Genomic DNA, 19,566 nt, shown 5'->3' on the forward strand with positions numbered 1-19,566 from the left:
CTGTGGTCCTGCGATCGGAACAGGTCTGTCTCTGGGTGTCTCATCTCTATTCCTGCGTGCTTGACTCCGGAGGCGGAGGTGAGCTGACCCTCGGTCGCCCACCTCCGCCGGACCTCATGCCGTCTGCAGCGCCGACTGGGGCAGGATGGCACCGCGTTCAACAAGCTGCGCTTGCAGTGTCGGCACATCCACTTCGCGGACTGAGGTGTTGTGCCTCAACGCTAGTGCGGCGGCCGTCCCCGCGGCCTCCCCGATCGCCATGCACGTACCCATCACCCGCGCGGAGGCGAAGACCCGCGAGTCGACCGAGATGGTGCGTCCGGAGAGCAGCAGCCCGTCCACGCCTTGGGGAACGAGGCATCCGTACGGAATGCCAAAGGCCTCGTCCACCACCTCGAGCTCGATGCCGTCACCGGTGCCGGAGTGGATGTCGATGTTGTAGCCGGACAGCGCTACTGCGTCGTGCTCGGCTGCCTTGGTGTCCACATCTTCGAAGGTGAGGCGGTAGTCCCCGACGAAGTGGCGTGTCTCTCGTACTCCTAGCGCGGGTGCGATCTGGGAGAGTTCGGCACTCTCAAAGCCGGGGACGTAGGTGCGCATGAACTGCAACAGCTCGAGCACCTGCAAGTATCCCCGTTCCAGACCGTCCGAGAGCTCAATCGGGTCCGAGGAGTCGATGCGTGTCAGGCGCGAGGTGTTGATGGCAAGGTGACGGTCAGACGGCGTGCTGATCGTGATGAACTGATTGCGTGGAATGGTGAAATCGCCGTCCGCCTGAGCCTGCGCAACCAGATCGGTGAGTCCGATGAAACAGTGGCCACGGTGCTTGCGCAAGAAGTCTACGTTGTAACCCGCGGCGTAGTCCTCCTTGATGCCCATTGCTGCCGGATTGTCATCCAGGTAGGTGAAGAACTTATCGAGGTCGTGACCGGTCACTGTGAACATGAGAGTGCTTGGCTGCATCTCTCCGGTCCCCTCCTGGCCGCTCTCGAAACGTGCGCCAGCAGCAAATGCGAGATCACCATCGCCCGTTCCGTCGATGAACGTTCGTGCCTGGATCCGGGTAGTGGTGAGTTTGCCGAACACGGTGATGGCCTGAACAGTTCCGTCAACAACCTCGGCATCCATCATGCTGTTGTTGAAGAGGATGTCGACGCCTGCCTCGCGACACATCTGGACGGCCACGATCTTCACCATGTCTGGTGAGACGGGTGAGATGGAGTTGTGCACCGGACAGGGGAAATGGCCGATCGCGCCGCCGACAGCAGCGAGCCGGTCCATGAACTCCTGTGCGAAGCCACCGAGCGCTCGGTTGCCTTGCCGGTCGAGGAAACCAAGCACGCCGAGGCCCGAGGCGGCAGCGCCGCCGAGAGCGGCCGTGGCTTCGACAAGCAGGGTTCGCGCGCCGCCGCGAGCGGCCGCGATGGCGGCTGGTAGTCCGCCGGGGCCGCCGCCGACCACGACCACGTCGTAGGTCTTCTCATGATGGCGCAGCTTCGACGAGCTCATAGTAATCTCCAGGTGATTTCAGTGGGTGTTACTGCCTGTGGCAGTTGGGGTCAAGAATGCTGAGTGAATGTCGTCACGACTGGTTTGTGATCGCTGGGTGCCACATTGTCGAGGAAGAAGTCGACCACCTCAGCACAGCGTGGGCGAAGTTCTCCGATGAAGAGATGCCAGTCGAGGACTTTCTCTACGACGTGGACTCCCTCCCACCGCATCGGACGATCAAAGCGCGGTGTGACGGGGAACGTGAAGGGACAGGTGCGTCCGAGCGTGCCGAACGGGTCGCGGAATCCGGCGTCATACATTGCCCAGAGCGGGCGGGCATAGTCGTTAGCATCTAGGCACAAGATGGCGGTGCCGTCGCTGGCGATCTCCTGCAGCGCCGTCGCTGCAGCGCGGGCTTGGTCCGTTCGGGGACTGCGCTCGGTACGAAGTTCATCTGGATTACCGGGGAAAGTCAGGTGTGCAGTCGCAAGCACGAGTGGTGCCAGGGTGGCGTGATGGCGGTGCTTGAGCTTGACCCAGAAGAGTCCCCGGTAGCGTTCTTGATGACCGATATCGACGAATCCGTGCTCTATGGCCTCGAACAGGTCGGTGTTCCACCAGAGGTTTCCTTCTTCGAGCCAGCCTCCATCGCTGTGCACTCGCTCGTGATGGGGCAGCGCTGCGTCGATGACCTCCGCAGACTGCGGGCAGAGCTCCTGGACGCCGAGCAGGTCGGGTTCACGCAGACTCATCATCCGTGCCAGGGAGTCGCGTCGACGTGCGAAGTCCCAGTCGCCCCATAGGTTGAGTGTCATCGACGTGAAGGTGTGTGCCATCGTTCTTGCTTCTCCTAGTTCACCGGAACTGGCCTGGCATGGAGGGCGCTGGCGCCCCCAAGGCCGACAGCCAAGTGTTGAGCGGAGTTGTACCCCAGGAGACGGGCGATTGGAACGGTGCCATCCGGGGGGACCCAGTACTCGATCTCGGTGATGGCCGTGTTGGTGGAGTGGCCGAGGAGTCTTACCGCGGTGCCCGGTAGACCCAGCGCCGCTAGCGCAGCCAGGCGGATGGGGCCACCATGACCGAATGCGATCGCCCACCGGTCCGCGGGGTCCTCACGTGCGAGCTCTGCAGTGATCTCGGTACAGAAGTCGCCGATTCGGGCTTGCGCCTCGCTGAGGGACTCGCCGCCGCCGCGGCGGAGGTCTTCACCGTTGCGGATCCGGAGGATATAGCTCGCCTCGGCAGCTGCGACATCGGCGGCAAGCCGCCCGCTCCAGCCTCCGTTGTCGACTTCGCGGAGCCGGTCATCGAGCCGAAGCTCGTTGGCCGGGCCGTGATGCTGCATGTAGATCTGAGCTGTCTGCACAGATCGGTGCAGATCGCTGGTGAACACCAAGCTGGGTGCTGGATACGCGCGGCAGAGGTATTCCGCGGCAGCTTGAGCCTGAGCCTTCCCGGTGCTGGTGAGCCCCCCGCCCTGGTGCCCTTGAATACGTGACTGCGCGTTCCATTCCGACTCACCATGGCGGACGAAGACGACACCTACCCGAACTGAGCCGTCCGGTACTGCCGGGTCGTCTAGGTTCCAACTGGCTGCCAACGTCATCTCCTCACTAGCGCGGGACCGGTCGTCAAGACCGGTCCCTCCGGATTCGCTTCACCTTGAGCGGGGGGGGGGGGGATCGTGCTTCGTCCTCTGCGGTCAGCCCTTCACAGCGCCCGCTAGACCTCCGACGATCCTCTTCTGTGCGATGAAGAACAGGATCAACATCGGCGCTACGACGGTTACCGCACCTGCCATGACTGCGCCCCAGTCTCCGCCGCCTTCCTGGTCCTGCAGGAACAGGAGCCCGATCGGAAGGGTGCGCATCTCAGTGGTACTTGTCGAGATCAGCGGCCAGATGAAGTCGTTCCACTTGCTCGTCATCGTGATCAGTGTGGCGGTCACGATCATCGCCCGGGACATCGGAAGCACGACGCTCACGAGACGCCGAACGTGCCCTGCACCATCGATCCGCGCTGCATCAATCACGTCTTTGGGTAGCATCCGCATCTGCTGGTAGATCAAGAACATGGCGAATGCACTCCCGATGCTCGGGAGAATGAGTCCTTGATACGTGTTCAGCCATCCCAAGTTTCCGATGGTGATGTAGTTGACCAGCAGTGTCACATGGCCCGGCAGCATCATGGACCCGATGATGAGTAGCAGCACCGGTGTCTTCCAGCGGAACCGGACCATGGCGAACGCATAGGCGCTGAGGAGTGCCAGCGTGATCTCGAGGGCTGTACCCACCCCGGTCGTGATGATGGAGTTCATGAAGAAGCGACCGAACGGAGCTACCCGCCATGCCTCAAGAAAGTTCTCCAGATGGAGCGAGGTCGGAATCCACTGCAAAGGGTAGGTATAGATGTCGGAGTCTGGCTTCACAGCAGACGAGAACAGCCAGTAGATCGGTATGACGAATACTGCGACTGCCGCCGCTTGGAACAGGTAGAGCACCGCGCGAAGCGGGGATCGACGTTTGCGGCGCCGGTGGATCTGCGTGGGCTCGGCGCTCCGAACGGCGTCACGGCGCCGGCTGGACATCGAGGTTGCGCTGGCGGTCATGAGTAGTGCACCTTCTTGCCGGTAGTGCGGGCCTGGATGAGCGTGACTCCCGCCAGGAGGAGGAAGAGCACTGTCGCTGTCGTCGCAGACCTACCGACATCGAAGTCGATGAACGCCTCTCGGTACACCATCCAGGTCAAGGTAGAACTTGACGTGCCCGGCCCTCCGTTGGTGAGCGTCGCGATGATGTCGAAGGCCTGCGCCGAGCTCACGATGCCGGTGATGATGAGAAAGAACGTCACGGGGGACAGCAGGGGCAGGGCTACGGAACGCGCGAGGCGCAGCCCTGTCGCCCCATCCATCTTGGCTGCTTCCAGCACCTCCGTAGGTAGCTCCTGTATCGCCGAGTAGTAGATGATGGCGACGAAACCGAGCCGTTGCCACGCGTAGGCGATAGTGATCGCCCAAATCGACCAGTCGGAAGTCGTCGTCCACTGTGGAGAATCCAGACCGACCAGTGAGAAGAGCCAGCGACTCAGACCGTATCGGGGATCGAACATGAAGAGCCACAGAATTCCCACCGCAGCGCCCGGCAGCATGTGCGGGGCAAACGCCATGGTGCGCGTGAACCCACTGAACCGAAGCCGTTGAGACAGGAGCGTCCCGATCGCCAGTCCGCCAACGAGGGTTGCCACCAGCGCGACACCCACAAAGATGATCGTGTTCCATAGGACGCCGTAGAACTGTTGGCTGTTGAAAACGTTGATGTAGTTCCTCAGGCCCACCCACTCCGGCCGCGGCGTGAGAAAGTCCCAGTTGCTGAAGCTGAGGATGAAGTTGTAGATCGCAGGGTAGTAGGCGAAGATCACGATCACGGCGACGTTCGGCAAGACCAGCAGCACGAACAGCAGGGGTTCGCGCCACTGGCCGGAACGGCGCACCTTCGGGGGAGACGACAGATCAACAGTCGACATGATGCGACCCCTCGATCATCGTGCGAGCGGCAAGGGTTAGGATGACAGGACCTCTTCGAGTTCGTCGCGGTGGTCCTCCACGACCTCGACCATGATGGTCTCCAGCTCGTCGAGGACCTCGGCGACATCCGCGTTGTCGCCGTATACCCGTGCCAACGCCTCGGCGACCGCCACTGTCGAGGTGTCATACCAACCGGCTTCGTCGGCGGTCTGGGCATTCGCCAGCTGGTCGACTGCGACGCCGAAGTTCGGCTTCTCTTCCCGGAGGGCGAGCACCTCCTCTGACTCCAGCGCTTCGTTCACGATGGGCAGATATCCAGTCTCCACGTGCCAGGTGGCAGCATTCTCCGGCTCGGCGAGGAACCGCATGAGTTCCGCCGCCGCGTTCTGGCGTTCCTCTGACTCGGACTTCACGATCGCAAGGCCGCCGCCGCCGGTGGGCACCTTGGTCGTATCCTCGACCTTCCCCAGGAGGAACGCGGCGCCGAGGTCGAAGTCGACCGATGACTCGAATCCCATGAGGGAGCCGGTGGACCCGTGGCAGCCGGCTGTGACTCCTGCCTGGAAGTCCGTTCCAGGCTCTTGGGCCATGTAGGCGAAGTTGTCGTCGTGGATGAACTTGGCCTGCCAGTTCAGCCAGTCATGGATGGGATCTTCATTGATGGTCACGTCCAGACCCTCAGAGAAGGCACCTCCCCATGCCCACGCCTCGGCCTGCCCAAACCAGTTGTCGACCGGTCCGAAGGCAAACGACATCAACGGCTTGCCGGATACATCGATCGTCTGAAGCTCAGGTGCAAACTCGGCGAGGTCGTCCCACGTAGTCGGGCCCTCTTCGGGGAGGCCTAGCTCGGTGTATCGGCTCTTGTTGTAGTAGAAGAGGGGTGTTGATCTCGCAAAAGGCACGACGTACGTCTTGCCCGCAGCGACGCCTTCCTTCACAAAGTTCTGGACGTATACGTCCAATGACCACTCGTCGTCGAAGAATCGATCGAGCTCGCTGAGTGCTCCGGCAAAATAGAATTGCAACCACTTCACGTCTGAGAAGGCAACGATGTCCGGCACTGCCTGTGCTTGCAAGGCAGCTGTGAGCTTCTGGTTCGTCGGGACAAAACCGCCCTGCGACTCAGCCACGGCGAAGATCTCGTCCTGGGAGTCGTTGAACTTGGTCAGGAGGCGTTCGGCCGCCTCGAAGCTGCCGCCAGTCCATGGGAACCACGCGAGAACGTTGGTACGGCCTTGATACTTTTCCGGGATACTGGGCAGCGCGGCCTGGGAGAAGCCTTCACGAGTTGTTGCGCCAGCATCTTCAGGTGCCGCGTTGGGGCTGCCGCACCCGGCAAGAGCCGTGCCGAGGCCGGCGCCCAGGCCAAGCAGGCTGAGCCCGCCGAGCACGGTTCTGCGGCTGCTGACCATGGAGAGGTCTAGTTGCGTCATTGCTGGTCTCCTTCTTGATGCGGCCGACGAGGTGGGGTCCCAGACGACCGATGGACGTCGTAGCGACAGACACCAACGTAGCCGCGTGCCTGTCCAGATCTAGGCAGTAGAGCCCGCTGCGCTGATACTCTTTGGATCGCTGTCCGTGCAGTGAGGCAAGAAGTGAGAAGAGCGGTATGGAAAAGTATCAGGATGTGACGCGAGAGGCCTATCGGCTGCTCGGTCAGCGCCCTGGACGTGAGGTCGTTCCCCGGGATCCGTCGTGCTCCGGTCACTGGCGCAGTCAGGACTACCCCAACCGTGCGGGGCAGTGGAACGTGCATCCCGAGTACGAGATCCACCTGGTCCAGCGAGGATCTGGTCGGTTCGCTGTGGGTGGTTATGTCGGCGCGTTCGAGGCTGGGCAGCTGGTGCTGGTTGGTTCGAACGTGCCGCACGGATGGATTAGCTCTGTGCAGCACGGGGAGAGAATTGCCGATCGGGACGTGGTGTTCAGGTTCGCTCCAGAGTGGGTAGAGGAGCTGGAGCTCATTGCGCCGGAGGCGCGAGATGTGCAGGAGCTCCTTGCAGAGAGTCATCCAGGGACACAGTTCCTTGGCGCAACTGCGATGAGGGCAAAGAATGAGTTGCTACAGATCGGAACAACTGACGGCATTGCGCGCTTAAGTCACGTAGTAAGTCTCTTGCGCTTGCTGTGTGACGCGCCGCAACATGAGCGACGGCTCCTATCTGATGGTCTGACGCCGCCTGTGCAAGAGACCAGAGAGGCTGAAGTTGTCAATCGCGCGATGGAGTACATCTTTGACAACCTGACTGGTTCGGTGCGCCTCTCCACCGCGGCCAAGCTTGCGGGAATGTCGGAGTCGGCCTTCTCGAAGTACTTCAGACGGGCTGCGGGGACCACCTTTAGCCAGATGGTGAAGCGGTATCGCCTCGAGCTCGCTTGTCGTCTGCTCTCGCTGAGCAGTACGCCAGTAGCCACGATCGCTGAGGAGGTCGGCTTCACCAACCTGTCAAACTTCAATCGTCAGTTTCGAGCGACCCACGGCATCACGCCGAGTGAGTATCGGGCCAGGGTGTCTGCTGATCGACAATCGAACGAGATCATGCCGTACCGAACGGAATGGTGACCAGCCACCGCGATCGTTTCATGGTCGAACAGAGTCCGTCACTTGCGTGCCTGCACGTACGGGCAGCGATTCTTCCGGACGAAGGCGGGCGCAGTCGAGTGCGTCTGGACCGGGGATGTCCGTATGGTCAGAGCGGCCAGAATGAGATGGTCGGGCGGGTCGACGTGGCCGTGTCGCGGCGCATGGCGCCCGGGAACGGCGCCCGAAGGTGAAGGCACCTCATGTCGGTCCGACGGGCGGCAATCATCGGTCGGAAGAGCAGGATTCAGGTCAGTACTAGAAGGGTTCAGTTGGACTGGATCCGCTGTCCTGGTGCTTTGCCGTTGCCTTCTAGTCGAATCTTTCCGCTAGGTGCCGACTGCGCTCCAGAGAGTATCACTCTGTTGGACCGGAGCGGCTAGAGATTCGGTCGTTGTTGGCTACTGTTGTGGTGTCGGCATAACCGACGCTGCCTCTCCAAGGACCAGACGGAGGAGACCAGCAATGACGCAGAGGCCAGTGCGGAACCGACCCCCAGTTGGTTCCTCAGTAGCGGCAAGAGTGTCCATGTCGCGGAACCGGTGCCGGCGATTCCCGACGCTCGTAGGACGAAAACTGTGCCACTACGGAAGTGATCGGCAACTTCTCGGCCGCGCGATGTTCTGATGCGGAACATGTTGGCGACCGGCCGAGGAGGTCGCACGCGTTGCTCCAGAGCCGGCGAGGAGTACAGCCCGTCTGACATGACCAGATGAAGCCAGGTCTGACTCCGGGCGTCTCGTCACCGCGCTCTGAAGGTGAGGAAGGGAACCCTCGACAAACCACGTGGGGGAGGGCCGGTCATCGCGCGGAGGTTCGACCTCGTGAGACCAGCTGCTGCCGGGATGCGGTGCCAGGTGCGCACCAGATGACGCACGAACACGAGGCGCTGATACAGGATCGAGAAGGGTGAGGAAGTATGAAGTCAACGACTCGAGGAAGTCTCTCTCGCCGCGACGAGCTCCAGGCCGCGACGGCCACGCGCCGGCGATTCCTGACGGGCACCGGCGCGTCCGCTGGTCTGGCTCTGACCGGTGCGCTGTCCGGCCTGCACACGTCGTCGGCCGAGGCCCGCACGCCCTCGACGTCGGACAACCTCTTCACCCTGGGCGTGGCCTCCGGTGACCCGCTACCGCACGCCGTCGTGATCTGGACCCGGTTGGCGCCCCAACCGTTCGAGCCATACGGCGGCCTGGACCCGGTCAACGTACCCGTCCAGTGGCAGGTGTCCGAGGACGAACAGTTCCGTCGCATCGTCCGCAGCGGGGAAGCGATGGCGCGGCCCGAGTACGCCCACAGCGTGCATGTCGACGTGCAGGGTTTGCGTCCGTGGCGACACTACTTCTATCGGTTCCGTGTCGGTTCGCAAGTCAGCCCCACCGGGAGGACTCGCACGGCGCCCCGCGGGGTGCAGCGACCGGACGCGATCCGGCTTGCGGTTGCGTCCTGTCAGAAGTGGGATGACGGCTTCTACCTGGCCCATCGCGACATCGCAGAGCGAGATCACGACCTTGTGTTCTTCGTCGGCGACTACATCTATGAGTCCCACATCAAGCCGGAGGGTGGGGTTCGAGGAGGTGCCCGCCCCGATGTGGTGGACCGTGAACCGATGACCTTGGACGAGTACCGGTTCCGCTACACCGTGCACAAGATGGACCCCGACCTGCAGGCTGCCCATGCTTCCGCGGCATGGGTGGTGACCCTGGACGATCACGAAGTCGAGGACAACTGGGCATCCAGGCATTCACAGAAGTTGGAGACTCCAGAGTTCATGGTGCGCCGCGCCAATGCGCTACGGGCATATTGGGAACACATGCCACTGCGCACGGCACAGCTCCCGAGAGGGCCGGAGATGCCTCTCTATCGCCAGGTGCGATACGGCCAGCTGGCTAACTTCTTGGTGCTGGACACTCGTCAGCACAGGTCACCGATCGTCGCAGACGGCGACTGGGTTGCGCCGAATGAGGAGTCGGCCGACCCCGGCCGCACGATCACCGGCGATGCACAGGAGCAATGGCTCCTGGACCGTGCGGGCCGTTCGAATCCCGTGTGGACGGTGTTGGTCCAACAGGTGGTGATGGCGCACCTGGACAAGCTGGCCGGGCCCGGTGAGCTCTCGCCGATGTCCACCTGGGACGGTTACTCCGCATCTCGCGACAGGGTGCTCGGCGGGCTCACCGATCGCGACGTCGACAACCTGGTGGTGCTCACCGGCGACATCCACCAGAACTTCGCGAGCGACCTGAAACGCGACTTCTACGATCCAGACTCACCGGTGATCGGAGCTGAGTTCATCACCACCTCGATCAGTTCGAAGGGGGATGGTCAGGACGAGACACAGTGGGGCCAGACCATCCTTGGCGAGTGCCCGCACCTGAAGTTCCACAACGACCAGCGCGGCTACATCAGTTGTCTCGTCACGCCGGAGCAGTGGTTCGCCGACTACCGTGTCGCCGAACGCGTCTCCACCAACACAGGCACGGTCACCAGCCGCGCGGAGTTCGTCACAGAAGCCGGAGACCCGGGGGTGCTTCCAGCATGAGCAAGCGACGCCATCTTCTCATCGCAGCAGGCATGGGAGCCCTGACCACGATGCTGCTGGCCACGAGCACTGCGCAGGGAGTCGGCCCCGGCCCGTCGCGAGCCTCGATCCTTCTTGACGCCGATCCCGGCGCAGTCACCATCGCGCCCCTGCCATGTGACCGGCGAGGCGAGGTCGCGCTGAGCATGACCAACACGGGGAGCGAGGGCGAGTTCGTCGACGCACTGTTGACCGCTTCCCCCGGCCTTGAACTGTCTCGAGAGCTCTGGTCCACCTACCTGCCGCCAGCAGATCCGACACAGGCTGTCAGTGCACCCGTCACCGTCACCGCAGCTGAGGCAACGACCCCCGGCGAGTACGAGCTACAGATGGCGGCTGCCGAGCAGACACTGTCCATCCCCGTCACGATCGAAGAGCCTCCAGGGGACGGTCCGGATGCGAACCTCGCACTCTACCGACAAGCGTTCGCTTCGACGACCCATCCGAACACGACCCTGTGCGGAGGCGTCGACGGGAACCGTGACTCCGAGCAGTGGGCGGCGAGCGGCATCCACGACCGTACGCCGGAAGAGTTCCCCGACGTCTTCGGCGTCGAACTGTCTGACGCATACGAGATCAGCAGGGTAGAGGTCTACACGCTCGACTCCGCGACCTACCCCGCGGCAGAGATGGGCATCCGCGACTTCGATGTCGAGGTGCGCACCCCGGAGGGCTGGCACACGACGGCGTCCGTGCACGACAACGAAGAAGGACACGTCAGCATCACCTTCCCGCACGTGCTCGCGGACCAGGTCCGAGTGGTCGTTCACGACTCCAATGACCACAAGTACTCGCGGATCATCGAGCTCGAGGTCTACCAGCACTGACTCGAGACTTGTCGTTCTCGCGATCGAAGATCACGACGGCCTCGTCAGCAGCCACGGAATGAACACCACCCCGGCCACAGCGACCGGGCAGAGGCGTGGCGGGCCCGCCTCACCGAAACATCGGCCACGCCTGCCCGGCCAGCACCGCGCCCGTCAGCAGCACGGCGGTCGCGGCACACACTGCCCAGTCGATGCCCGCCACGCGCAGGGTGCCCAGCCGCAGCGCGCGAGCATCGGGCGCGCCGTAGGTGAAGCCCTTGGTCTCCAGCGCCTCGATCGTGGTGCGCACGTTCACGGCCGTGTTGAGGAAGATCGGGTAGAAGCAGCGCACCGCCGTCTTGGCGACGCGCACCACCACCCGCCAGCCGAACAGGCCGGGGCGTTCCACCGGCGCCGACCGCAGCCGGTGCCCGTCGAAGACCGTGATGAACTCCTCCATCAGGATCGGCAGCATCCGGTACCCGTAGCTCACCCCGAAGGCGAGCAGCTTCGGCGCCCGGAACGCCAGCAGCGCATCGGAGAGCTTCTCCGGGTCCAGGGAGACGAACGCGGCCATGGAGAACATCGAGACCGCGCCCAGCTTCAGGTTCAGCATCCCGAGCGCGGCGAGCGTCTCCCAGCCACCACCGAAGAACAACGACGCCACCGCCGTGTACACGATGTCGAACCCGAGCCCGATCACGAACAGGCCCAGCACCAGCGGTCCCACCCGAGCCAGCACCACCGAGACCACCCCGAGGGCGAACAGCAGCGCCAGCACGGTGATGTTGTGCGTCAGCCACGGCACGATCGCCAGCACCAGGTACCAGAGGACCACCACCCGCGGATCCATCCGGGCGAACAGCCCGCCGCGGGAAGCATAGGCGGTGCGGATCAGCTCCAGCTTGACCCACTCCACGGTGAGCACATCGCGATGCTTGCGCGCCATCACGCCTCCTCGCCTCGCACCAGCGCCGCCAGCTCGGCCACGCTCAGCGGCACCGGCTCCAGGCCCAGCGCCTGCCCGATCTGGGTCACCTGCGGGGGCCGCAGCCGTGCCCGTGCCAGCACCCCGGCCTCGGAGAGGATCTGCCGGGGCGTGCCGTCGGCGAGCACCCGCCCGCGGTCCAGCACGAGCACCCGGGTGGCCCACTCGGCCACCAGGTGCATGTCATGGGTGGCGATCACCGCACACTCGATGTGCGCGCGCAGGTCCGCCAGCATCCCGATCACATCGTCACGGCTGGCGCTGTCCAGGCTGGAGGTGGGCTCATCGAGCAGCAACAGCCGGGGCCGCATCGCCAGGCCGATCGCCAGGGTGCCGCGGCGCTGCTGCCCACCGGAGAGGGTGCGCCCGTCCCGGTCGGCCAGCCCGGTCAGCCGCACCCGGTCCAGCACCTGCGCCACCAGCTCGGTGGTCCCGGGTCGCTTGCGCTGGCTGGGGAACAGTGCGACGTCGGAGCGCACCGAGTCGGTGAGGAACATCTGCTGCGGGTGCTGCAGCAGGTAGGCCACGTGGTCGGCCAGCACCGCCGGTGAGGCCGAACGGGTGTCCAGACCGTCGACGACGATCCGCCCCTCCCGAGGCACGGCCAGGCCGGCCAGCATCCGCAGCAACGTGGTCTTGCCCGACCCGTTGGAGCCGACCAGTGCGATCCGCTCCCCGGCGGCCAGCACCAGGTCGATGCCGCGCAGCACCGGTTCCAGCTGCCCGGAGACGCTCCGATAGGCGTGTGCCACGCCCCGCGCGCGGACGACGGCGGTGCCCACCTCTCCGCGTCCGTCACCAGCACACGGCTCACCCGGGGTACCCGGGCGAGCGCCGGTCTCCGCCACCGCCGGGGCACAGCCGACCGGGGCCGAACCGGCCGGCACCAACCGGCGCAGCTCCTCCGCGGCCGCTGCGACCGTACGCGGTGCCCCGCCCAGCCCCAGCGCCCGCACCGCCTGTACCGTCTGCGGTGCGGGGATGCCGTGGGCCTCCAGCTCCTGCGAACGAGCGAAGGCCTCGGCGACGGGCAGGTGCCAGGTGGGGGCGCCGTCGTCCATCAGCAGCACGGAGCGCGCATAGCGCGCGATGAACTCCGCATGGTGCTCGATGGTGACCACGGTGATGCCGTGCTCGGTGTTCAGCGCGGCCAGCCGCTGGTAGATCATCTCCGCCCGCGCCGGGTCCAGCTCCGCCACCGGTTCGTCCACCACCAGCACCTGCGGGCGCATCGCCAGCACGGCGGCCAGGGCCACCAGGTGCGCCTGCCCACCGGAGAGCTGCCAGACGAACTTCTCCGCCAGGTCCATCAACCCCAGCGTCTCCAGTGCTTCGGTGGCCCGCTCCCGGTGGTCGGCCAGGCCGAAGTTCACCGGAGCGAAGCTCACCTCGTCCAGCACGGTGGGGCGCACCAGCTGGTTCTGGAAGTCCTGGTAGACGTATCCCACGGTGGCAGAGAGCTCGGCGACGCAGGAGGTGAAGGTGTCCACACCGGCCACCCGCACCTCCCCGGCGAACTCCCCGGCCCAGTAGTGCGGCACCAGCCCGTTGAACGTCTTGCACAGGGTGGTCTTCCCGGACCCGTTGTCCCCGACCACGGCGACGAAGCCGCCCCGGGGGATGTCCAGGGTCACGTTGCGCAGCGTGTCCCGCGCCGCGCCCGGGTACCGGAAGCTCAGGTCCCGCACCGTGATGATCGGCCCGTGAGCGTCCTCGACGGCGGAGGTCGCCGGGACCTGCACGGTCGCCCCGGTCACCGCTGCTTCCCCTTCCGGCGGGCGATCGCCAGGGCCACGGCCAGCAGCAGCACCAGGGCGGCCACGCTCACCCAGAGGAAACCGTCGCCGTAGGTGTCCCGGAAGTCGGAGTCCACCGCGCCGACCTCCACGTCCCAGGCCTCCAGGAAGGCGAAGAAGAAGGACGCCACCGTCAGCGCCGCGGCCACGAGCACGAACCAGCCCTGCCGTGGCGCCGAACCGGGGATCGGCTCACCGGGCACCCGCGGACGCATCCCCAGCAGCGGCTCGATCTTGCCGTGCAACGCCGGCACCAGCCAGATCGCCGGGAGGGCGCCGAAGATGATGCCGCTGATGATCACGTCCACCCCGAAGCCGATGCCCTCCAGCAGCAGCACCGACTGCGGCAACCCCTCGACCAGCTCGGCATCCTCCACCCCGATGAACACCTTCGTCAGGTCCACGGCCGCGGAGAGCACCTTGTCGATCGTCACCACCATGATCGCGGCGAACGTGAGCTGACCGCGGTTGCGGGGGTTGCGGATCAGCGAGCCGGCGACGTACAGGGCGAGGAACATCTGGATGAAGCCCTCCACCTCCGCCAGGCCGGAGAAGTCGCCCATCAGCAGGTCGGTGAACACGATCTCACCGAGCGGGGCGCCCAGCGCCGCCCAGAACGGGCTGAACAGCGCCACCATGGTCAGCGGCACGAACACGAAGTAGGACACGTCCACCTCGACCGGGCCGACGGACACGTCCGGGATGATCTCCAAGATCACGTTGGACAGCCCGAACAGGGACATCGACAGCACGAAGATCATCAGCTTCTGCGCGGAGGACAGCTCCGGTGCAGCCCCGCTGCCGACAGTGCGCAGCGTGCCGGTCCGGACGTCCTCCGGGGCGGATGGGATGGTCATCACAAGCCTTTCGAGATCGGGTCAGACGGGAAGGAGGGTCTTCTCGGTCAGGATCAGGTCGCGCAGGTCGCCCGGGGTGTCGACGACGGCGGTGGCCAGGCCGGTCTGCACCGCCGCCTGGAGGTCGGTGTCGGGGGTGCTACCGCCCCGGACCAGCACACGGTGGGCGATGCCGGCAGCCCTGGCGGCGGCGGCGTCCTTGGCGGGTTTGTCGCCGAGGAACCAGCTCTTGCCCGGGTCGGCCGCGACCGCGTCCAGGGCGGCCTGGACGATGGCGGCAGCGGGTTTGCGGATGCCGAACTCGTCCGAGCACAGGTAGGCGCCGATCAGCTCATCGAGCCCGTGGGCGGTGCAGATGGCCCGGACCGCGCGCCCGCTGACGGTGTTGGAGACCACCGCCACCGGCATGCTGTTCTCCCGGCAGGTGGTGAGCAGCTCCAGCACCCCCTCGCGCAGGGTGCGCCGGCTCTTCAGCAGCCCGAGCCGGTAGGTGAGCTCACCGGCCTCGGCGCGCAGCAGGGCACGTTGGCGCACCGTCAGCTGTTCACCCACCAGCTCCACCCAGAACTCGGCGGGCGAGACCTCCCGGCGGCGCTCGGACTTCAGCCGTTTCGCCTGCGTGCGCGCGGCGGTGATCAGCCGGAGCGCGGTGCGGGGGCTCATCGGTGCCGCCGGGGAGGAGAGCAGGGCGGCCAGGTCGGCGGCAAGCTCTCGTACTGCGGCGGGATCCGGCCGGCTGGTGGAGATCACCCCGCCGTGGTCGATGAGCAGCGCCGCACGGCCGGTGACTGGTGTGCCGGAAGTAGCGGCAGTGGTGCTCGGGACGGGCTGCGGCGCAGCGGTGGTGGCAGCCTGGAACGCTTCGAGCAGGCCGCGCGGATCGGGGTAGGTGGCATCGGGCTCCGCGCGCACGGGAAAGGGTGGGTCGTCGGTGTGCTGGCTGCGGGTGAGCAGCACCGTGCCGACCTTGGCCCGGCGGGCGGCGACCACGTCCCGGTCCAGCGTGTCGCCCACGTACTAGCAGTCCGCCGGCCGGGTGCCGAGCGCGTCCGCGGCCAGGTGCAGGATCGCCGGGTTCGGTTTGCGCACGCCCACCTCGTCGGAGTAGATCTGCACCGCGATCTGTTCGGCCAGGCCGTGGCTGGTGAGCAGGCGCCGGTGGCTGGCACCGGAATGGGCGTTGGAGACCACACCGACCGGGATCTGCCGCTCCTCGGCGGCGGTGAGCAGCTCTCGGATGCCGGGGCGCACGGTGTGCGCGGAGATCGTGGTGGTGAGCACGTCCAGCAACCAGGCGGACTCGCTGAGCAGCAGCTCGCGGGCGCCGTCGGGCAGGTCCGCGGCGAGGAAGTCGCCGACGATCTCCGCCGGGCTGAGCTCACGCGGTGCCCGCCGACGGCTCGCGGCGTTCTTCCAGAGCTTCAGTGCGGTACGGCCCGCCTGCAGCGACTGGGCGAGCTCCTCGGTCGGGAGGTGGTGCCCGGAGCGGGCGAGACGCTCGGCGACTCTGGCTACGGCGGCCTGGCGACCGCCGTCGGGCTTGGTCGTGAGCATGATGACCCCACCGAAGTCCAGGAGAAGGGCCTCCGGTGCGGGCCAAGGGGTGGTGCTGCTCATCGTCGTTCCTCTCAGCGGGACCGCTCTGGTCCCACCGGGTGCGACGTTAGGCAGGCCGGGTGTCGGCCGGGCCTCCGGAAGATGAACGGGGCTGGAACGTTCCAGAACCGGGTCGGTGTGCGCTGCCTCCGGCTGCTACAACGAGAGAGTGAGCAGCTCGAACGGCCGGAAGGTCACCATCCTGGACGTGGCCCGCGCGGCGGGAGTGTCCAAGTCCGCAGTGTCGCTGGCGCTGCGGGGCGATCCGGGACTGGGCAAGCGGACGCGGGCGGCGATCGTGGCCGAGGCGCAGCGGCTGGGGTATCGGCAGAACCGGTGGGCGCGCAGCCTGGTGCAGGGCCGGACCGGGTTGGTCGGGGTGCTGCTGACAGACCTGAGCAGCGACTACCAGACCGAGATCGTGCACGGCATCGAGGACGCTGCGGAGCAGGTGGGGCTGGAGGTGCTGCTCAGCCACGGCCGGCGCGATCCGGCGGTGCTGCAGCGGAGGTTGACCCAGCTGGGCGACCTGGGCGTGGACGGTGTGGTGGTGCTGTCGGCGATGCTGGGTCCGGCGGTGCTGGCGCGTGCCGCGACGCGGCAGCCGATGGTGGTGGTCGGCCGGGTGGAGGGTCTGCCACCGGGGATCGGGTCGGTGGCCAACCACGACGAGGCCGGCGCACAGCTGGCGGTGCAGCACCTGGTGGGCCTCGGGCACCGGCGGATCGCGCACCTGACGATGTCCCAGCGGGCGGCGGCCAGGGCGCGGCGGCGTGCGTACGAGGAGTCGATGGTGGGTGCGGGTCTGGGTGCGTTCGTGCAGGTGGCGCCGGAGTGGGACGGTGGTGTGGACCAGCTGGTGGCCGCGGCGGGGGAGCAGGACGGGCCGACGGCGGTGTTCGCCTCCAACGACCGCGGCGCTGCGGCGGTGGTGGCTGCGGCGCTGGATCGTGGCCTGCGGGTACCGGAGGACCTCAGCGTGATCGGTTATGACAACACTGCGCTTGCCCAGGCGCTGCGGCCGGCGCTGACCAGCGTGGACCAGCCGCGCCCGCAGATGGGCCGCCTGGCCATGGACCAGCTGGCGGAGCTGATGGCTGGGGGAGAGGCACGGCACCAGGTGGTGGAACCGGAGCTGGTGGTGCGGGGGGCGGTGGCTCGGCGGTGGGGCTCATGAACGATTGGTGCTGATCCACGAGGGTGGGTGAGGGCGCGGAGATCGTGGGATGCCTGGCCGTGCCGAAGGTTGCCCCGGCCGATCAGGCTGCGGGTACTCGTTCACGCCAGTAGCCGGGCCGGCGCTTTGTGTGGGCAACGGCGACCACTATCAGGGACTCGTTTCGTACCACGTAGACGACGCGGTACGGGAAGTCACCGACTCCTTTGGACCGCACGACCGGTTCGCGGTCCCAGCCGGGCCAGAGCGCCCATGAGTCAGGAGACTGTGCCGCGGCGTCAACCGCAGAACGTACGGCAAGTCCGAAGCGTCCACCGAGACCGAACTCGCGGTCGTCATACCATTTGACGTCTGCGAGCAACTCCGCTCGGGCTTCCGGATGGAAACGGAGCTCAAGGGTCACGTGTGCTGTGCGCCGTGTCGGCTGGCGCGTAGCTCCGCCAACTCAGCGAAGACATGCTCACCTGGAATCGTCTGGATTTTGCCGTCGAGGATGTCCTCGACCCTCGAGCTGATCTCCGCGTTCCATGCAGCATCGACCGCGGCGGGCCCTTCTACCGAGTCAAGCAAGCGCAGCGCCACGTCTTTGCGCACAGAAGGAGGCAGGGCTAGTCCCGCCTCGTAGAACTCCGATGCGTCCATCGACATGACAGAAGTCTACGCTCCGGCGTTCCGCACGGCAGTGACCTGTGGACAGCACGACGGCTGGAAGGCGGTGGCCGACCACGAGCGGCACAGTCGCTATGAGGACGACGTCTAGGAGCTGTATCACCTGGAGGAAGACTCCTCCGATTGCCACGACCTGGCGCAGGCCGAGCGTTACGGCGTGTTTCCACTGGACGATCGCAACTTCGCCAAGCGGGCCGCGAAGTACTACTCGCCAGCCTCTCCCCGGCGGGTCCGCTCCTACCGGCTGTACCGCGGGATGAGTCTGGTCCCCGGCGAGGTGACTCCGCCGATCTACGACCGCTCCTACGGTCTGCGCGCCCGGGTCGAGGCCACCTCGTTGGGCAGCGGCGTGCTCCTGGCTCTGGGGACGTGAACGGCGGACACGTCCTGTACGTGTACGAGGGCGCCCTGCACTATGAGTACAACCACCAGGGGACGCGGTACCGCAGCTCGGGCACACTGCCCGCAGGGGCGATTCAGGAGCTCGGCGTGGGCGTGGTCATTACCAGTGAGCGGCAGGCTCGCACCGAACGAGCGTGCAACCGACGGGTCGGATGGCGATGGTTCGGCCTGACTTGGCTCACGCGTACTTGCTCGGGCCGACCAGGATGGGCTGACCAGCGACGATGCCTCGGCGTCGGTGCAGATTCACGCACTAACGAGGCCTCCAATATCGATCCTGAGCTGCCGCCACGACCATCGGATGCGCTGCAAGCAGCGACCGTCAATAGCACCGTGTTTCAATCCAGCCGAGACTGGAGGCTGTCGGGCGCGGCGCAACCGTGCATGTCAAACACCGCGGTCGGCGTGGCGGAGCCCAGTTGCCCGCCCTCGTGCACCTGGAGAGTTGCTGTCTGCGCAGCGTCTCCGGCCGGCTACAGATGCGGACCGTCACCTCAGCGGCGTCAACCGCGGCATCACAACAGATTCCGACTTTCTCACAGCGAAGTCGGGATGCTCCCCTTCGACATCAACCTCACGCACTAACGAAATGAGCCAACTCGGGAGTGTGCAACCGACGGGTCGGATGGCGATGGTTCGGCGGGCGGCGCTCGTTGCCCGGGCGAGACGTGCCACGAAGTGGTGGATGCGAAGCTGGTGGTGCGCGGCTCGGTGGATCGCCTGGCGTTACGTTCGGCCGCGGGCGCTGTTGTGGCGTGCGTCTAGATGTACCCGGCCAGGAGGTTGGTAGCACTCGGCGGGTCTGGTTGACCTAGGAGGAGCCTCCGAGTGGGGTGTGGCTGTTCGAAGGCTGCACCACCACAAGGAGGCTCCGTGTCACACCGTAATGCCCGCCTGACCTTCTATGGTCGGCGTCTGATCGTCGACCGTCACCGGGATGGTTGGAAGCAGGCCCACATCGCTGCCGCGATGGGTGTGTCCCGCAAGTGCGTCAAGACCTGGATCGACCGCTACCAGGCTGAGGGCGAAGGGGGGTTGCACGAGCGGTCCTCGCGGCCGCACACGATGGCGACCAGGACCAGCTACGAGGTCG

General features: G+C 65.8%; 19 protein-coding genes. 6 read left to right on the plus strand and 13 right to left on the minus strand.

The annotated features are described in order from the left end of the window. Positions 1-114: 114 nt before the first annotated feature. From K338_RS0114170 to K338_RS0114195, 6 genes are all read right to left on the minus strand, one after another. Complete coding sequence (locus tag K338_RS0114170) at positions 115-1,509, minus strand: FAD-dependent oxidoreductase (RefSeq protein ID WP_022918830.1); 1,395 nt, start codon at positions 1,507-1,509, stop codon at positions 115-117. Between the two features lie 50 nt (positions 1,510-1,559). Then, positions 1,560-2,327, minus strand: a complete 768-nt coding sequence (locus K338_RS25670) for an endonuclease/exonuclease/phosphatase family protein (protein ID WP_157612473.1) — start codon at positions 2,325-2,327, stop codon at positions 1,560-1,562. 14 nt (positions 2,328-2,341) lie between these two features. After that, entirely contained in the window at positions 2,342-3,100 is a 759-nt protein-coding gene (locus K338_RS0114180; protein ID WP_084481213.1) for a histidine phosphatase family protein, read from the minus strand. Positions 3,101-3,196: 96 nt separating this feature from the next. Then, positions 3,197-4,102: a carbohydrate ABC transporter permease gene (locus K338_RS0114185; RefSeq protein ID WP_022918833.1), complete on the minus strand. Its 906-nt coding sequence runs from the start codon at positions 4,100-4,102 to the stop codon at positions 3,197-3,199. After that, entirely contained in the window at positions 4,099-5,016 is a 918-nt protein-coding gene (locus K338_RS0114190; protein WP_022918834.1) for a carbohydrate ABC transporter permease, read from the minus strand. Before K338_RS0114190 ends, K338_RS0114185 begins: the two co-directional genes overlap by 4 nt. 36 nt (positions 5,017-5,052) lie before the next feature. Then, a complete protein-coding gene (locus tag K338_RS0114195) occupies positions 5,053-6,453 on the minus strand; it encodes an extracellular solute-binding protein (protein ID WP_022918835.1) in 1,401 nt (466 codons plus the stop codon). A 176-nt stretch (positions 6,454-6,629) separates the two neighbouring features. Between K338_RS0114195 and K338_RS25225 the strand changes: the two genes are divergently transcribed. The 3 genes from K338_RS25225 (at position 6,630) to K338_RS22875 (ending at position 11,009) form a co-directional block, all read left to right on the plus strand. Beyond that, on the plus strand, positions 6,630-7,583 hold the full coding sequence (locus K338_RS25225; protein WP_084481215.1) for an AraC family transcriptional regulator: 954 nt from the start codon (positions 6,630-6,632) through the stop codon (positions 7,581-7,583). 937 nt (positions 7,584-8,520) lie between these two features. After that, positions 8,521-10,143, plus strand: a complete 1,623-nt coding sequence (locus K338_RS22870) for an alkaline phosphatase D family protein (protein ID WP_022918837.1) — start codon at positions 8,521-8,523, stop codon at positions 10,141-10,143. Positions 10,144-10,193: 50 nt separating this feature from the next. Then, the gene (locus tag K338_RS22875; protein WP_157612475.1) at positions 10,194-11,009 is read left to right on the plus strand and encodes a galactose-binding domain-containing protein; all 816 of its coding nucleotides are present in this window, start codon (positions 10,194-10,196) and stop codon (positions 11,007-11,009) included. Between the two features lie 109 nt (positions 11,010-11,118). Here K338_RS22875 and K338_RS0114215 read toward each other — a convergent pair whose 3' ends face one another. The 5 genes from K338_RS0114215 to K338_RS24630 are packed head-to-tail and all read right to left on the minus strand — an operon-like array spanning position 11,119 to position 16,246. After that, positions 11,119-11,937, minus strand: coding sequence for an energy-coupling factor transporter transmembrane component T family protein (locus K338_RS0114215; RefSeq protein ID WP_022918839.1), 819 nt, complete (start codon positions 11,935-11,937; stop codon positions 11,119-11,121). After that, on the minus strand, positions 11,937-13,733 hold the full coding sequence (locus tag K338_RS22880; protein ID WP_022918840.1) for an ABC transporter ATP-binding protein: 1,797 nt from the start codon (positions 13,731-13,733) through the stop codon (positions 11,937-11,939). Before K338_RS22880 ends, K338_RS0114215 begins: the two co-directional genes overlap by 1 nt. Beyond that, the gene (locus tag K338_RS0114225; RefSeq protein WP_022918841.1) at positions 13,730-14,629 is read right to left on the minus strand and encodes a DUF8171 family membrane protein; all 900 of its coding nucleotides are present in this window, start codon (positions 14,627-14,629) and stop codon (positions 13,730-13,732) included. The genes K338_RS22880 and K338_RS0114225 overlap by 4 nt, the downstream gene beginning before the upstream one ends. A gap of 21 nt (positions 14,630-14,650) precedes the next feature. Beyond that, positions 14,651-15,643, minus strand: coding sequence for an HAD family hydrolase (locus K338_RS24625; RefSeq protein ID WP_051154833.1), 993 nt, complete (start codon positions 15,641-15,643; stop codon positions 14,651-14,653). Between the two features lie 3 nt (positions 15,644-15,646). Beyond that, positions 15,647-16,246, minus strand: a complete 600-nt coding sequence (locus K338_RS24630; RefSeq protein ID WP_051154835.1) for an HAD family hydrolase — start codon at positions 16,244-16,246, stop codon at positions 15,647-15,649. Positions 16,247-16,394: 148 nt separating this feature from the next. On the opposite strand from K338_RS24630, the gene K338_RS0114235 reads away from it, so the two are divergent. Then, a complete protein-coding gene (locus K338_RS0114235; protein ID WP_022918842.1) occupies positions 16,395-17,402 on the plus strand; it encodes a LacI family DNA-binding transcriptional regulator in 1,008 nt (335 codons plus the stop codon). A gap of 82 nt (positions 17,403-17,484) precedes the next feature. On the opposite strand, the gene K338_RS26645 is transcribed toward K338_RS0114235, so the two are convergent. Continuing rightward, entirely contained in the window at positions 17,485-17,805 is a 321-nt protein-coding gene (locus K338_RS26645) for a type II toxin-antitoxin system RelE/ParE family toxin (protein ID WP_084481217.1), read from the minus strand. After that, positions 17,802-18,050, minus strand: coding sequence for an addiction module protein (locus K338_RS0114240; protein WP_022918843.1), 249 nt, complete (start codon positions 18,048-18,050; stop codon positions 17,802-17,804). Before K338_RS0114240 ends, K338_RS26645 begins: the two co-directional genes overlap by 4 nt. 178 nt (positions 18,051-18,228) lie before the next feature. On the opposite strand from K338_RS0114240, the gene K338_RS0114250 reads away from it, so the two are divergent. Both K338_RS0114250 and K338_RS0114255 read left to right on the plus strand, forming a co-directional pair. Next, the gene (locus K338_RS0114250) at positions 18,229-18,444 is read left to right on the plus strand and encodes a hypothetical protein (protein WP_022918845.1); all 216 of its coding nucleotides are present in this window, start codon (positions 18,229-18,231) and stop codon (positions 18,442-18,444) included. A gap of 902 nt (positions 18,445-19,346) precedes the next feature. Further along, positions 19,347-19,566 (plus strand): helix-turn-helix domain-containing protein (locus tag K338_RS0114255; RefSeq protein ID WP_027286860.1); only part of this gene is annotated, 220 nt, incomplete at its 3' end.

Origin of the sequence: Ruania albidiflava DSM 18029, assembly GCF_000421225.1 — a bacterium.
Taxonomy (GTDB): domain Bacteria; phylum Actinomycetota; class Actinomycetes; order Actinomycetales; family Beutenbergiaceae; genus Ruania; species Ruania albidiflava.